The sequence below is a fragment of the Flavobacterium sp. PL002 genome, from assembly GCF_054165825.1.
Map to the genome: position 1 here is coordinate 1,143,778 of NZ_CM135110.1, position 14,341 is coordinate 1,158,118.

General features: G+C 33.1%; 12 protein-coding genes and 1 tRNA gene. 7 read left to right on the plus strand and 6 right to left on the minus strand.

Going from position 1 to position 14,341, the window contains the following annotated elements; translation table 11 throughout:
• Positions 1–142: 142 nt before the first annotated feature.
• From ACVEGE_RS05060 to ACVEGE_RS05085, 6 genes are all read right to left on the minus strand, one after another.
• The gene (locus ACVEGE_RS05060) at positions 143–2,239 is read right to left on the minus strand and encodes a peptidylprolyl isomerase (RefSeq protein ID WP_192501118.1); all 2,097 of its coding nucleotides are present in this window, start codon (positions 2,237–2,239) and stop codon (positions 143–145) included.
• A 107-nt stretch (positions 2,240–2,346) separates the two neighbouring features.
• On the minus strand, positions 2,347–3,606 hold the full coding sequence (locus ACVEGE_RS05065) for a hemolysin family protein (RefSeq protein ID WP_173853618.1): 1,260 nt from the start codon (positions 3,604–3,606) through the stop codon (positions 2,347–2,349).
• A gap of 3 nt (positions 3,607–3,609) precedes the next feature.
• Positions 3,610–3,804, minus strand: a complete 195-nt coding sequence (locus tag ACVEGE_RS05070) for a hypothetical protein (RefSeq protein WP_192501117.1) — start codon at positions 3,802–3,804, stop codon at positions 3,610–3,612.
• Between the two features lie 17 nt (positions 3,805–3,821).
• Positions 3,822–4,376, minus strand: a complete 555-nt coding sequence (lptC, locus tag ACVEGE_RS05075) for an LPS export ABC transporter periplasmic protein LptC (protein ID WP_173853616.1) — start codon at positions 4,374–4,376, stop codon at positions 3,822–3,824.
• 41 nt (positions 4,377–4,417) lie between these two features.
• Positions 4,418–5,668, minus strand: coding sequence for a hypothetical protein (locus ACVEGE_RS05080; protein WP_192501116.1), 1,251 nt, complete (start codon positions 5,666–5,668; stop codon positions 4,418–4,420).
• Complete coding sequence (locus tag ACVEGE_RS05085; protein ID WP_192501115.1) at positions 5,661–6,395, minus strand: type III pantothenate kinase; 735 nt, start codon at positions 6,393–6,395, stop codon at positions 5,661–5,663. Before ACVEGE_RS05085 ends, ACVEGE_RS05080 begins: the two co-directional genes overlap by 8 nt.
• 99 nt (positions 6,396–6,494) lie before the next feature.
• Between ACVEGE_RS05085 and ACVEGE_RS05090 the strand changes: the two genes are divergently transcribed.
• The 7 genes from ACVEGE_RS05090 to ACVEGE_RS05120 all read left to right on the plus strand — a co-directional run bounded on the left by ACVEGE_RS05090 (position 6,495) and on the right by ACVEGE_RS05120 (position 14,341).
• Positions 6,495–6,567, plus strand: a tRNA-Phe gene (locus ACVEGE_RS05090).
• A 609-nt stretch (positions 6,568–7,176) separates the two neighbouring features.
• Positions 7,177–7,596, plus strand: a complete 420-nt coding sequence (locus ACVEGE_RS05095) for an IS1/IS1595 family N-terminal zinc-binding domain-containing protein (RefSeq protein ID WP_192501114.1) — start codon at positions 7,177–7,179, stop codon at positions 7,594–7,596.
• Between the two features lie 107 nt (positions 7,597–7,703).
• A complete protein-coding gene (locus ACVEGE_RS05100; protein WP_192501113.1) occupies positions 7,704–8,942 on the plus strand; it encodes a hypothetical protein in 1,239 nt (412 codons plus the stop codon).
• Positions 8,943–8,968: 26 nt separating this feature from the next.
• The gene (locus ACVEGE_RS05105) at positions 8,969–9,229 is read left to right on the plus strand and encodes a DUF4212 domain-containing protein (RefSeq protein ID WP_173853611.1); all 261 of its coding nucleotides are present in this window, start codon (positions 8,969–8,971) and stop codon (positions 9,227–9,229) included.
• Positions 9,230–9,255: 26 nt separating this feature from the next.
• Positions 9,256–11,007 (plus strand): sodium:solute symporter family protein, encoded by a 1,752-nt coding sequence (locus ACVEGE_RS05110; RefSeq protein ID WP_192501112.1) that lies wholly within the window; start codon positions 9,256–9,258, stop codon positions 11,005–11,007.
• Between the two features lie 266 nt (positions 11,008–11,273).
• Entirely contained in the window at positions 11,274–13,982 is a 2,709-nt protein-coding gene (locus tag ACVEGE_RS05115; RefSeq protein WP_192501111.1) for a sensor histidine kinase, read from the plus strand.
• The gene (locus ACVEGE_RS05120; protein ID WP_173853608.1) at positions 13,979–14,341 is read left to right on the plus strand and encodes a response regulator transcription factor; all 363 of its coding nucleotides are present in this window, start codon (positions 13,979–13,981) and stop codon (positions 14,339–14,341) included. Before ACVEGE_RS05115 ends, ACVEGE_RS05120 begins: the two co-directional genes overlap by 4 nt.

Here is a 14,341-nt window from a genome sequence, read left to right on the forward strand (position 1 = left end):
ATTTTCCATTTTTAGCAAGAATTAAACTGAATTTACGCAATAAAAAAACATAATCTGCAGACTCTCTTAAAACATAACATAAAAAAAACCCGATACTAAGTATCGAGTTTTTTTTTATGGAATTAATAATAACTACTTAATATTAGTAATTAAATTGTTTTCTATTGTCTTTAATCTCAGCGTTATCTTTAAGAGCAGGTAAAACTCTGTTTACATCTCCTGCAGATTGCGCTTTTAATTTAGCAATATAAGGTGCAAAATCTTTAATAGATGGTGCTTTTACAGTACTAATGTTTTTTACAACATAAACTCCTGTAATTCCTTCAATAGGACCAGATATTTTATTAGCAGCTAATGCAAATGCACTACCTACTACTTGTGGTTCTTGACCAGCACCCACTAATGTTGGGTTATCAAGAGTTACGTCAGTAGCTTGTTGTATTGTTGAACCAGCTGTTTTAGCAATTGCTTCAAGAGAGCTTCCTGTCATTTTTCCTTTGATGATAGCCGCTTTTTTCTTGTTTTTAAGAATTGACTCCACATAAGGTCTTGCTTGTGTCACAGATGCTAAACCTGAATCATCGATACTCTTAACACGAGCAATAACGTGACCAACATTAGCAACTTCAAAACGTTTAACAGTTCCTACTTTAGAATCATCTTCAAAAGCCCATCTTACAATAGTTCTTTGATTTCCTAATGGTCCAAAGTTCTCTTGCATTGCAGTAATCGTTGCAGGAGCAGCAATAGTAAGACCCATATCTTTAGCAACTTTAGTAAAGTCTTTATCTGTAGCATCCATTTCAAACTTAGTTGCTTGTGTAAAAACTCTATCAGAAGTAGCTTCAGAAGCTTCAACTTTTTGTGCAATTGTAGCTAAACGTATTCCGTCTTGCTTGTCTGTAATTTTTATAATATGAAATCCAAAAGGAGTTTCTACTAAACCTACTTTTCCAATTCCGTTATTGAACACAAAATCATTAAATGGTTTAACCATTTGGTTTGGTCCAAAATATCCTAAATCTCCACCTTGTTGTGCTGATGAATCATCAGAACTACTAAAAGCTAACATTAAGAAACTATCCGGATTAGCATTTACTTGTGCCAAAATTTCTTCTGCTTTAGCTTTAGCTTCTTCTTTTGTTCTTTTTTCTTTTTGGTTTGGAACCTGAGTTCCTTCATAACTAATAAGGATATGACTTGCTTTAGCATTTACCCCTAATTTTTTACCCATTGATTTAGAAATACAATAGTATTTTCCAAACATATAAGGTCCATAAACTTCTCCAGGAGCAAGATTAAATAATTGATCAGCATCAACAGCTGGCAAATCTTTCTTCGCAATATAAGTAGAGTCATAAGCAACATCAGAATTTGAATTTACAAATTCAATTGTATTTTTAGCTGCTTTAAATCCTGATAAAGTATCGTTTTTATTTGTTGCTTGGTTATAAACAACGCTTCCTGACAACAATCCAGTTATTTTAGCTTTAACCTCAGCAACATCTTCTTTAGAAGGTTTGTCTTCGATTAACACATATTCTACTTCACGAGATTCATCAGCTTTGAATTTTTTCTCGTTTTTCTTCATGTAGTCAGTAATTTCAGCATCAGTGATTTTTACATCACTGTCTTTTACTGTCGAATATAAACCAGCAACATAAGCAAAGTTCACTTTGTTAGCTTCCATTTCATATTTCAATTTCCCTTCACTAGCAGTTGTATATACAGCTGACTTGATCAAAGTATTGTAAATTTGAAACTTTGCATTTAACTCTGCATCTTTTTCTCTGTCTTTTAAAAACTGAGCTTGTGCAGGGTTCGCTTTAAAGTATTCTTTAAATTTGTTTAAATCAAACATTCCAGCAGCATTCATAAACATTGGGTTTTTACCAATACTTTGATCTGCTTGTAAAACTTCTAAGATATGTTTTTCACCTACTCTTAATCCTAATTTATCAAACTCAGATGTTAATAAAGCAACCGAAACTTCTTGATCCCATACTTTATTTGCTGCAGCAGTAGAAGAGATTCCTTCACCACTTTTTTCAACATTACTAACTTTGAGTCTGAAGTCTTCAAATGAAATACCATTTCCATTAATACTTCCTACGTCTTTTGATGTACTGTTGAAACTACCACTTTTGAATAAATCACCGATGATAAATGCAAATAAACCTAATGCAATAACTGCAATCATTAAAGCGGAACGTTGTCTAATTTTTGATAAAACTGCCATTTTTATTGTTGTTAATTTTATATTCAGTTTGCGAAAATACAATTATCTAATTAATAATTATACTAGTAGCGTTTTATTTTACAAAAAAAATATTTTTATAAAATAAATCACTCTTTTATGGTTAATTTAACCAATTCAATTTTCTTGTTTGTTGCCTCTTGTATTTCAAAATGATAGTTCCCTATCGTAATCTCCTCACCTACTAGCGGAATATCATTAGCAAAATCTACGATAAAACCTCCTAATGTTCCGTAGGAATCACTTTCAGGAATGGCTAATTTATAGGTTTGATTTAAATATTCAACATCAAAACGTGCAGAAAATACAAATTGATTTTCTCCAAGCTCTTTTTCTATCAGTTCCTCATCTGAATCATGCTCATCTTCAATCTCCCCAAAAAGTTCTTCTACAATATCTTCGATAGTAACAATTCCAGATGTACCTCCGTATTCATCCAAGACAACAGCAACACTCTTGCGCTTCTTTGTCAACAAACTCATGACGTCTTTTATAAATATAGTTTCAGGAACAAATTCAACCGGAATAATTATAGAGCTTATCGTTTCTGGTTTTTTAAACAAGTCAAATGAATGTACATACCCTAAAATATCATCGAGTGAATTTTGATAAATCAAAACCTTAGAATACCCTGTTTCTATAAATAAATCCTTTAAACTCTCAATAGAATCAGTCATTTCAATGGCAACAATTTCTGTTCGCGGACTCATTACATCTCTCGCTTTTACACTTGAAAAGTCTAACGCATTTTGAAACATTTGAATCTCCGAATCTACTTCGTCATCATCTTCAACCGTACTCATTTGCTCATTAATATAATCCCCCAATTCAATTTTTGTAAAAAACAACTGCACTTGATCACCATCAGTTCTAAAGAATTTTTTCAATACAAAATCTGAAACCCAGATGAAAAAAGTAGAAATAAAATAAAAAAGCTGATAGAAAAAGTATGCAGGAATAGCAAAAACTTTAATTAAGGTATTTGCATATATCTGAAAAAATACTTTAGGTAAAAATTCTGCAGTGAGCAATACTAACAAAGTTGATAAAACAGTTTGAATCAACAAATTAGAAAGATCTGAAAAATGATATACTAATGAATTAATCCAGCGCATTAACAACTCACCCATAAAAAAACCATATACAACTAAAGCAATATTGTTTCCAATAAGCATTGCTGCAATAAATTTAGACGGCTTTTCAGTAAGTTTAGTAAGTATTTTTGAAAGGAAATTATCTTGTTTCTTTTCGATTTCAAGATAAATTTTATTGGAAGAAATAAAAGCAATCTCCATTCCAGAGAAAAAAGCACTCAGTATTAAGCATAATATAATAATGCCAATTTCCATAAATTATGATTTATTATTACGGTCTGCCATTTTTTTAGCAAATTTCCTTCTGAAGAAAAACATAAAAACAGCAAGTCCTGCAATTAGCAGACTTAAAATCGGTGTCGCCTGAGGATCCCCCCATTTAGCAATACCATCATAGATAAAATAGCCTGCAAAAATAAGATAAATATAAGGCGTGTATTTCATGTAAGTCATAGGGTAATTTTTAAATTTTATTCAGCTGAATCAAATTCACCTGTTATTTTCTGTGAATTTACTATTTTAAAATCCCTACTAAAGTCAATACCTTGACCGTTAGAAGATCCTTTAATATCGGTAAATTTAAACCTTTTTTCAGTAAAAAACCATTCATTTTTCTGATCGTAATACAATTGCTCTGTTTCAAGCAACTGCCCTTTTTCGGTAGCAATTTTCACTTTTCCTTGTAAATCAATGATACCAGTCTCTTTATACGAAATAGCATAATTAGACGTTACTCTAGTTTTTTGTGCTTTATTATCATAAAAAGTCACATCAATCCCTTTTGGGAATTCAGTAAAAGGAAAACTAACACTTGAAAAATCAAGCATTTTAGGACTAATTAAGATCACTTTTATCAAGCCTGAATCAGTGTATTTTAAATCCACATTATCAGCATCACCACTAGGTGTGAATTCAGTAAAATTAATCTTTTGTACCTCTTTAAAGTTACTTTCGCACCCTAAACACAGAGTCACAGCAAGAGCCGTGACTAAGAGTAATATTCTATATTTTTTTAATATAATCATTTATAAATACTGACTAAGAAACACATACATAATCATTTTTATTAATCAAACTTTCTTTTATTAAACCACTTATCGCTAAATGAAAATCCAACACTAATATTAGCATAATTTTCTTGTACTAAACTTGCATTAGTCGTTCCTCTTTTCCCTAATTCTAAACCAACATTGATATTAGAAAAAGTTCCAGAAACCGGCATCCCTATACCTAAAGTTAACGCCATATCATTAACTGATTCCGAGTTAATTACCAATCCAGTTTTTTCGTAGCGTAATCCTCCTCTATAGACAATGCGTTTAAGGTAATTATTAAACGAGTTGTAATTTGGAATAAAATAACCTCCTAAACTCACACTTCCGTAACGACCATAACCTACATTTGAAGCCATATTATAGCTGTTTGCCTCGCCAGGTGATTTTTGATACGAAACCTTACCTCCTATAAGCCATCTTCTTGCTTCTCCAATACCAGCACTTACTGACAGTTTACTTGGGAAAGTTAATTTATTCTTTGTTGTTTCTTCGCCTAAAATATCAACAGTTGAAATATCGAAAGTAGAATTATAGAATGCTGTAGAAATATTTCTAGTATTTCTAGAATTCAAAGTATTTTCTAATGTATAATTAATCGCTCCGTAAAGATTCAACTTATCTGTAAATTTTCTTTGATACATAGCGCCAAGATTAAAATTAACCCCAGATAAATTAGCTGTATTCATTTCACTTGTCCCAATAGCAACTCCAGTTATATACTCAAAACTACTCGTTTCTATTCTTCCAAAATTATAATTAACATCAACACCAACACTCAAATTAGGATTAATTTTATACCCTACACCTAAAAAAGCTTTATTCAAACCACCTGATCCGTTATACCTGCTGCTAATTGCATCAGTAACAGTTGACAAAGATTGTATTTTATATCCTACTGAAGAATAAGGAATCAAACCAAAACCAACCCCTAATTTACCCATAGGTAATCCTACAGCGAGATAATCTAAAGTTGTTCTTCTTGCTTTTTCTTCATTAGTATCCGATTTTAATCTTGTTGTATTATAAGTACCTCCAACAGTAAAAGTAGTTAGTTTTAGGTGAGCAAAACTTGCTGGATTTTCTAAATTAATGTGAATACTATCTTGTTCTACTGAAACACCACCCATAGCACGGTTTTCTGCAGTTCCTTTAAACCTAACTTCACCAATACCGTAAAAAGAATATGGTGATGAAGAACCCTCTTGAGCAAAGGAAACTAATGACAAAAGCAAACAAGCGCTTATAATAATTTTTTTAATCATTTTTGATTTTATATTGAAATGTTTGGTTTAAACTCTCTAAAAGAAAATTTGAATTGGCAAATATGGTATTTTTTAATCGTTTAGCCAAAAAAACTGTATCGCCGCCCGTTAAAATTATTATAAAATTTATGCTCAGTGCTTTATATTCATCTATAAAACCATCCATTTCATAGACCAATCCATTTACAACACCTGAATGAATTGACTCTGAAGTACTGTCGCCAATAAATCCCACAGGACTTTCTAATTGCAACAACGGCAACTTTGAAGTAAAATTATGCAATGCTTCATAACGCAATCGCAACCCTGGCGAAATGGCACCCCCCAAATAATTATCATTTGCATCAATAAAATCATAAGTAACACATGTACCTGCATCAATTACTAACCTGTTTTGATTAGGGAATTGCAATGTGGCTCCTGTTGCTAATACCATTCTATCAATACCTAATGTTTTAGGCGTAGCATATTTATTTACAAAAGGAAACAAGTAATCATGTGAAACAAAGTGCACAATAACGTCTTTATCAAAACTTAAAAACAGTGTTTTAGCAACATCACCCACCGAAGCCACTACCAAATTCTTAATTCCTTGAAAATTAAACAGAATTTCTTTAATTTTTTTTTCAAGATCATTTTTATCAAATACAAAAAACTCCAACATGGTATCCTGCTCAAAAACAGCACCTTTAATTCTTGTATTTCCTATGTCAATTGTTAAAACCATAAACTACTTTTTGATCCCGCGAAGGTACGAATAGATTTTTTTTTAAAATTATATTGCACAAACAAAAAAACATTCTATATTTGCAACCGCATTACGCAAGGTACCTTAGCTCAGATGGTAGAGCAATGGACTGAAAATCCATGTGTCCCTGGTTCGATCCCTGGAGGTACCACAAAACCCACTAAGAAATTAGTGGGTTTTTTGTTTCAAGTAATATCAGTACTTTTTCAAAATAGTTTGAGCTGTATCGAGAACTGCAATTGCATCTCGACAGTACTAGATGTAAAAAAATTAAGTTTGACGATATTATACTTATTTTTAATACGAACCTATGCATTGCTTTATACCTTTTACAGCAAATCAACTGATAACTTTTTACCCGAAAAACTCCTAATTTTTCTAAAGGCTTTAATTTTGGAATTACAAAAATCTTTAAATCAAGAACCAAACTTGCGGAATAAGATTTCTTTAAAAGAAAAATTGTTCTGTGAGTCATCAAGATTAATTTTACATTGACCATCTTTAATCTGAAATAATTATCCCTTCAGTCGCAATTACCCCTTTTCTAACTCAGCCTTAAATCGACAATCAAAACCAACTTACTTGGTTTCATTATTATTTTATCAGAAATCACTTTGAATTTAAATTTTACAAAAAAAAATATAAAAACCCCAACAAAATCAAGTATTAGATAGCATTTTCGTAAATTAAACAATATATTTTTACATTATTCTCTTTACTATTATTGCTAATTTAGTATATTTATGCAAATTAAATATACATGAAGATATTATCGTGCCCAAAATGCCAAGACAATCACATCATTAAAAGTGGCGTTGTCAACAATAAACAAAGGTATCTATGTAAAAAATGCAACTACTTTTTTACTGTTAATAAAATAGGAAAAAAAATAGACGATTACTATGTTACTAAAGCTTTACAACTCTACCTTGAAGGATTAAGTTATCGAGAAATTGAGCGTATTATAGGGGTTTCACACGTTACCATAAGCAACTGGGTAAAGTCATTCAATATAAAAAAACCATCACACGGCAACTACCATCCTACTTACAAGATATTTAACCACTTAGAATTAGTAGAATACATTAAAAACAAAGATTTATTATCCGGTGCAGGAATGATTATAACCGAACTTGGTGACAAGTTTATGCTTATAAAATGGGAGCGTTTCAAAGATTAACTATACTACTTTACATAAATATATATCATAATTTTTTTTCTTAACAAAAAATTAGAATTTAGTACTATTAAAACTAACCATTTTATTAACCAAACTTATAATTTATCATGAAAAAAATTTATTCGATTGCGGTAATTATGTTGCTATCACTTAAAGGTTTTTCTCAAGGCTCTCCTGATTATGGTGCCGGAATGAAATTCAACTTAAATGATGACGGGTCTAAATATCTTAGAGTATTATCTTGGGCACAAGTATGGAGCCAGTATAACTCTGACCGTCCTCTTGATGGAAACGGAAATGAACAAGCTGATCTTGACTTCAGCGTTAGAAGAGCACGTGTTTTACTATACGCTCAAATAAACAAAGACTTTTTAATTGTAACTCACTTTGGATTAAACAGTCTCAACGCTACTACACTTAGCCCAACTGGAAAAGGTGATGGTTCTCAATTATTTATGCATGATGCCTACGTGCAATATAGCCTTGGCAAAAACAATGCTGTTGGTGGTGGTCTACATTACTGGAACGGAATTTCTCGTTTAAACAATCAAAGTACTTTAAATTTAATGACACTCGACAATCAAAGGCAAGCCTGGGCAACACTAGGGTTATCTGATCAGTTTGCGAGACATATAGGCGCTTACGCAAAAGGAGCATTTGGTAAATTTCAATACCGAGTTGCCATAAACGGAGCCGCTACAAACAACTTACAAGCAACAACCGTACCTACAAATGGTGGTGCTGCAACCTATACCGGAACAAGACTTTTAGGTTCTAAAGAAGCTGGAAGAACATATGCTGGTTATTTTGAATATGGTTTTTTAGATGCCGAAAGTAACTTCCTCCCTTATAAAGTGGGAACCTATTTAGGAACTAAAAAAGTATTCACCGTAGGAGCTGGTTTTTTTGCACATCCTAACGGTGCTGTAATTGCAGATCTCGCAGGAAATTTAAGCGGAGAAAACGTCACTATTTTTGGACTTGATGCTTTTTATGATGTTCCTGTAGGAACACAAGGCGCCGCGCTTACTGCTTATGCTTTATACCAAAACTCTGATTACGGAAAAAACTACACCTTAGGGACCACTTACGAAACTGGATCTATGCTTCACGGACACGTAGGCTACGTTATTCCTGGAAAATCAAAAACCCGTTTCCAACCTTATCTTTCCTATGATAACCGAAAAATAGACGCCATAAATGACAATGCTTCTCAAATAGGTATTGGAGCAAATGCCTTCTTTAGCGGACATAATTCTAAACTTACACTAGAATACCAAACTTTAAAATACGCTTCAAACAAAGCCGTAAACACTATTACGCTTCAAGCAATGATTTACCTATAATCTATTCATTTTTAATCTAAAGTATTATGAGCACTAAACAAGATAAAGCGTCAGCTTATTGGAAGGAAAACCTTAGATACCTTCTTATTTTATTAAGCATATGGTTTGCTGTTTCCTATGGAGCAGGAATCATTTTCAAACAAGCACTCGACTCCATAAAATTAGGTGGTTTCCCACTGGGTTTTTGGTTCGCTCAACAAGGTTCAATTTACATATTTGTCATATTGATATTTGTCTACGTTCGGTTAATGAACAAACTAGATAAAAAATACGGATACGACGAATAATTTTTAAACTATAAAAATAAAACATCATGGATTTACAAACTTGGACCTACATAATTGTTGGAATAACATTTGCACTTTATATCGGAATTGCAATCTGGTCGCGTGCAGGAACTACTAAAGAATTTTATGTTGCTGGAGGAGAAATTTCACCACTCGCAAACGGGATGGCTACTGCTGCTGACTGGATGAGTGCCGCTTCATTTATATCGATGGCTGGAATTATTTCCTTTGATGGCTACGATGGAGCTGTTTACTTAATGGGATGGACGGGCGGATACGTTTTACTCGCGCTTTTACTCGCACCTTATCTTAGAAAATTCGGTAAATTTACTGTTCCTGATTTTATTGGAGAACGTTATTACTCTAATAGTGCCCGTACGGTGGCTGTAATTTGCGCACTTGTAGTCTCTTTTACTTATGTTGCTGGGCAAATGCGTGGCGTAGGACTAGTATTCTCTAAATTTCTAGAGGTTGATATTAATACCGGAGTAATTATAGGGATGATTATCGTACTTTTTTACGCAACCTTAGGAGGAATGAAAGGTATCACCTATACGCAAGTAGCACAATATTGTGTGTTGATTTTTGCTTTTATGGTTCCTGCAATTTTTATTTCGATCCAAATGACAGGAAATCCAGTTCCACAATTAGGAATGGGAAGTACCGTTACAGGATCTGATACGTATTTACTAGATAAATTAAATGGATTATCAACTGATTTGGGTTTTGCCGTTTACACAGATGGAACCAAATCAATGATTGATGTTTTTGCAATCACACTTGCCTTAATGGTAGGAACAGCAGGATTACCACACGTAATTGTTCGTTTCTTTACCGTAAAAAGAGTGAAAGATGCCAGAAAATCAGCTGGGTACGCTTTAGTTTTAATAGCCATTTTATACACTACTGCACCTGCTATTGCTGTTTTTGCAAAAACAAATTTAATTGAAACCGTAAACGGAAAAGAATATTCATCAATGCCTGCTTGGTTTACTAAATGGGAAACTACAGGATTACTTGCTTTTGATGATAAAAACGGAGATGGGAAAATTCAATATTATAATGACAAATCAACTGATGCTGCTTTCTTAGCCGCTCAAGAAGCAAAAGGAAATAAAGGAAGTGAATTGACCATTGACAAAGACATTATGGTACTTGCAAATCCTGAAATTGCTAATTTACCTAATTGGGTTATTGCATTAGTTGCTGCTGGAGCTTTGGCTGCTGCTTTATCTACTGCTGCTGGATTATTATTAGTGATTTCTGCTTCGGTATCTCATGATATTATTAAGAAAATGATCAACCCAGATATTTCTGAAAAAGGAGAACTTTGGGCTGCTCGAGGAGCTGCAGCTGTTGCTGTTGTAATTGCTGGTTATTTCGGGATCAATCCTCCAGGATTTGTCGCCGCTGTCGTCGCATTAGCTTTTGGACTCGCTGCTGCATCACTTTTCCCTGCAATTATCCTTGGAATTTTTGATAAAAAAATGAATAAAGAAGGCGCTATCTCAGGAATGGTAATCGGATTATTATTAATGCTTTTCTATATGTTGAAATTTAAATTCGGATTATTTGATGGCGGAAAAGACGCTGTTGCGGGCTTAAAATCAAGCTGGTGGTTCGGGATTTCTCCTGAAGGTTTTGGAACAATCGCCATGGTTGTAAACTTTGCTACTGCTTTCATCGTTAAAAGCTTTACTCCTGAGCCTCCTAGTGATGTTCAAGATATTGTAGAAAATATCCGTATTCCATCTGGAGCTGGCGATGCTACGCACTAGTTGTTATTTAATAGATTAAAATAATTTTTAAACAATACAATCTCTACATTTGTTTGTAGAGATTGTATTATTTAATGCTATGAAAAAAAGACACGAACAAAAATTAGTTATCTTATCACTGCTAATGTTATTGGTATTGAATATTCCGCTGTTGTTGTTATTTGATAATGCCTCAGCTGTTTTAGGCTTCCCTGTTATTTATTTGCACATTTTCTCTGCATGGTTATGTTCAATCCTCATCTCTTTCATTATTATAAAAAGGTATTATGAGTAGTCTCGGCCTCTTATTAATTTTAACCATCTATGTATCAATATTATTTTACATAGCACATTGGGCTGAAAAAAAGAGTCGGTCTAAATGGACAAATAACGCCTACATTTATTCCTTTTCTCTTGCCGTTTACTGTTCTGCATGGACTTATTATGGCAGTATTGGTGTAGCTGCAGACTCAGGCTTGAGTTATTTAACAATTTATATAGGCCCCATTATTATCATTCCTACTTGGATGATTATTTTAAAAAAAATAATCCGAATTTCAAGAGTGAATAAAATAACAAGCATTGCTGATTTTATTTCTCTTCGTTATGGCAACAGTAGGTTTTTAGGAGCACTAGTAACTCTAGTATGCATCTTTGGGGTTTTACCCTACATCGCACTGCAACTAAAATCTATTTCAGATACCTTTAATATCGTCACAAAAACCCAATCAAGCACTAATATTTTTAGTGATACCACAACTTATGTTTGTATTGCATTAGCTTTATTTGCTTCTTATTATGGTACAAGATATGTCGATGCATCTGAAAAAAGACGCGGAATTGTTACCGCTGTAGCAATAGAGTCTATTCTTAAATTAATCTTCTTTTTAATCATCGGGATTTACGTTACTTATTTTGTCTTTGATGGATTTGATGATATTTATACCAAAGCTTCTTTACTAGAAAATTTTGATAAAAAAAACACCATCGGCGGACTATCCGAAGGAATCAATTGGTTCTTTCTTTGTGTTTTATCCATGTTTGCCATTTTCCTTTTGCCAAGACAATTCCACACAGCTATAGTCGAGAACAATAAAGAGAAACACATACAAACAGCGATTTGGTTGTTTCCATTATACTTATTGCTATTTAATATTTTTGTTTACCCTATTGCTTGGGGCGGAAACATACTTTTTAAAGGACAAGGATTAAATGCTGACACCTATTCATTATTAATTCCGCAGTTTTTCAACAATAAATCCCTGACTGTATTGGTGTTTCTGGGTGGTTTTTCCGCAGCAATTTCTATGATTATTGTATCCTCCATTTCTCTGGCCACCATGTTAAGTAACAACCTACTTATTCCGTATGGATTTGTAGGATCTTTAGAAGACATTTCCGAAGAAAAAAACAGCAAACGCATTGTAATCAGTAGAAAAATAGGCATCTTCTCGCTGATTATTTTTGCCTATGCCATTTATCGCGGTTTCGTTCTTGATTACTCTTTAGTATCCATTGGCCTAGTCTCTTTTGTTGTAATTGCACAACTAGCACCTGCCTTTTTTGGTGCAATATTCTGGCGTAGGGGTTCTAAAAAAGGTGCTGTAACCGGTATAATTCTAGGATTTCTAGTCTGTTTATACACCATCTTGATTCCGTATGCCATCGGTGTAACTAAATCTTCAAGCACCTTCATTCAAGAAGGGCCGTGGGGAATTACAATGCTCAAACCATTTGAGATTTTAGGCTTAAATTATTTAGACCCTATTCAACATGCCTTTTTCTGGAGTATGCTATTGAACGCCATGAGTTACCTCGCTGTTTCTGTGAGTTTTAAAGGCAATTACAGAGAACGCAATTATGCCGAAATGTTTGTAGATATTGACAAATACATCACCAATCATGAAAACGCATTTGTCTGGAAAGGAATTGCGTATGTATCTGACATTCAAAAAGTTCTAAAACGTTTTCTAGGCGAAGCAAGAACAAAACGTGCATTGACTATTTTCAACCAAAAATACAATGTAGATAAAAACAACAATACAGCTGACGCCAAATTTATAAAGTTTGCCGAGAATCTATTGACGGGTCACATAGGTACGGCTTCCGCCAAAATTTTAATAGCGAGCGTAATTAAAGAAGACAAAATAAGTTTGCCCGAGGTACTCCGAATTCTGGAAGAGTCAAAAGAAAACATCATTATCAATAAGAAACTAACTGATACCTCAAAGGAACTTAAATCGATTTCAGAAAAATTAAAAAATGCCAATCAAGAACTAGTTAATAAAGACATTCAAAAAGATGAATTTTTAGATACCGTCACACATGAGCTACGCACCCCTATTACAGCAATTAGAGCGGCAAGTGAAATCCTTCATGATGATGACGATATTCCACCAGAAATTAGAAAACAGTTTTTAAAAAGCATCATCACAGAGTCAGATCGTTTGAACCGTTTGATTGATAAAATTTTAGACTTAGAAAAATTTGAAACTGGCAAACAAAAGCTTTACCTTTCTAAAAACAATATTTCTAAAACCATAAAAAACACTTTAGAATCAGTTAATCAACTTATAAAAAACAAAAATATAAGTATCGAACTTCATTCAACTTCAAATGAAGTAAAAGCTTTTTATGACGAAGAGAGAATCATTCAAGTCATACATAATTTACTTTCGAACGCTATAAAATTTTGTTCAGAAACAGCCGGTAAAATCACGATCATCATACTCGAAAACAATCAAAATGTAGTAATCAAAATTCACAATAACGGTAAGGAAATAAAAAAGGAGGACATGGATTCTATATTTGATAAATTCTATCAATCCCGAGATCAAAATGTAAAAAAACCTATTGGTAGCGGTTTAGGTTTGGCTATTTGCAAACAAATTATCGAACACCATAAGGGAAAAATCTGGACAGAAACCACTAAAAATGGCGCTACGTTTATTTTTACTTTACCCAATTACAACACCACGGAAAAAAATATAATATGAAAAAAATTTTAATTGTAGATGACGAACCTAACATTGTGATGTCACTCGAATATACTTTTAAAAAAAATAATTTCGAAGTTTACATTGCACGTGACGGTCAAGAAGCACTAGACATCCTGGAAAAACAACTTCCAGATATTATTATTCTAGATGTAATGATGCCTATGGTAGATGGTTTTGCTACTTTAGAACAAATAAAAAAAGATAGTAAACTGCAGCATTGCAAAGTCATTTTCCTTTCGGCAAAAAACAAACAGCACGACATTGACAAAGGACTCGAATTAGGAGCCAATTTATATGTGGTAAAACCTTTTTCGATAAAAAAACTAGTAGAACAAGTACAAGAATTAACACAATAA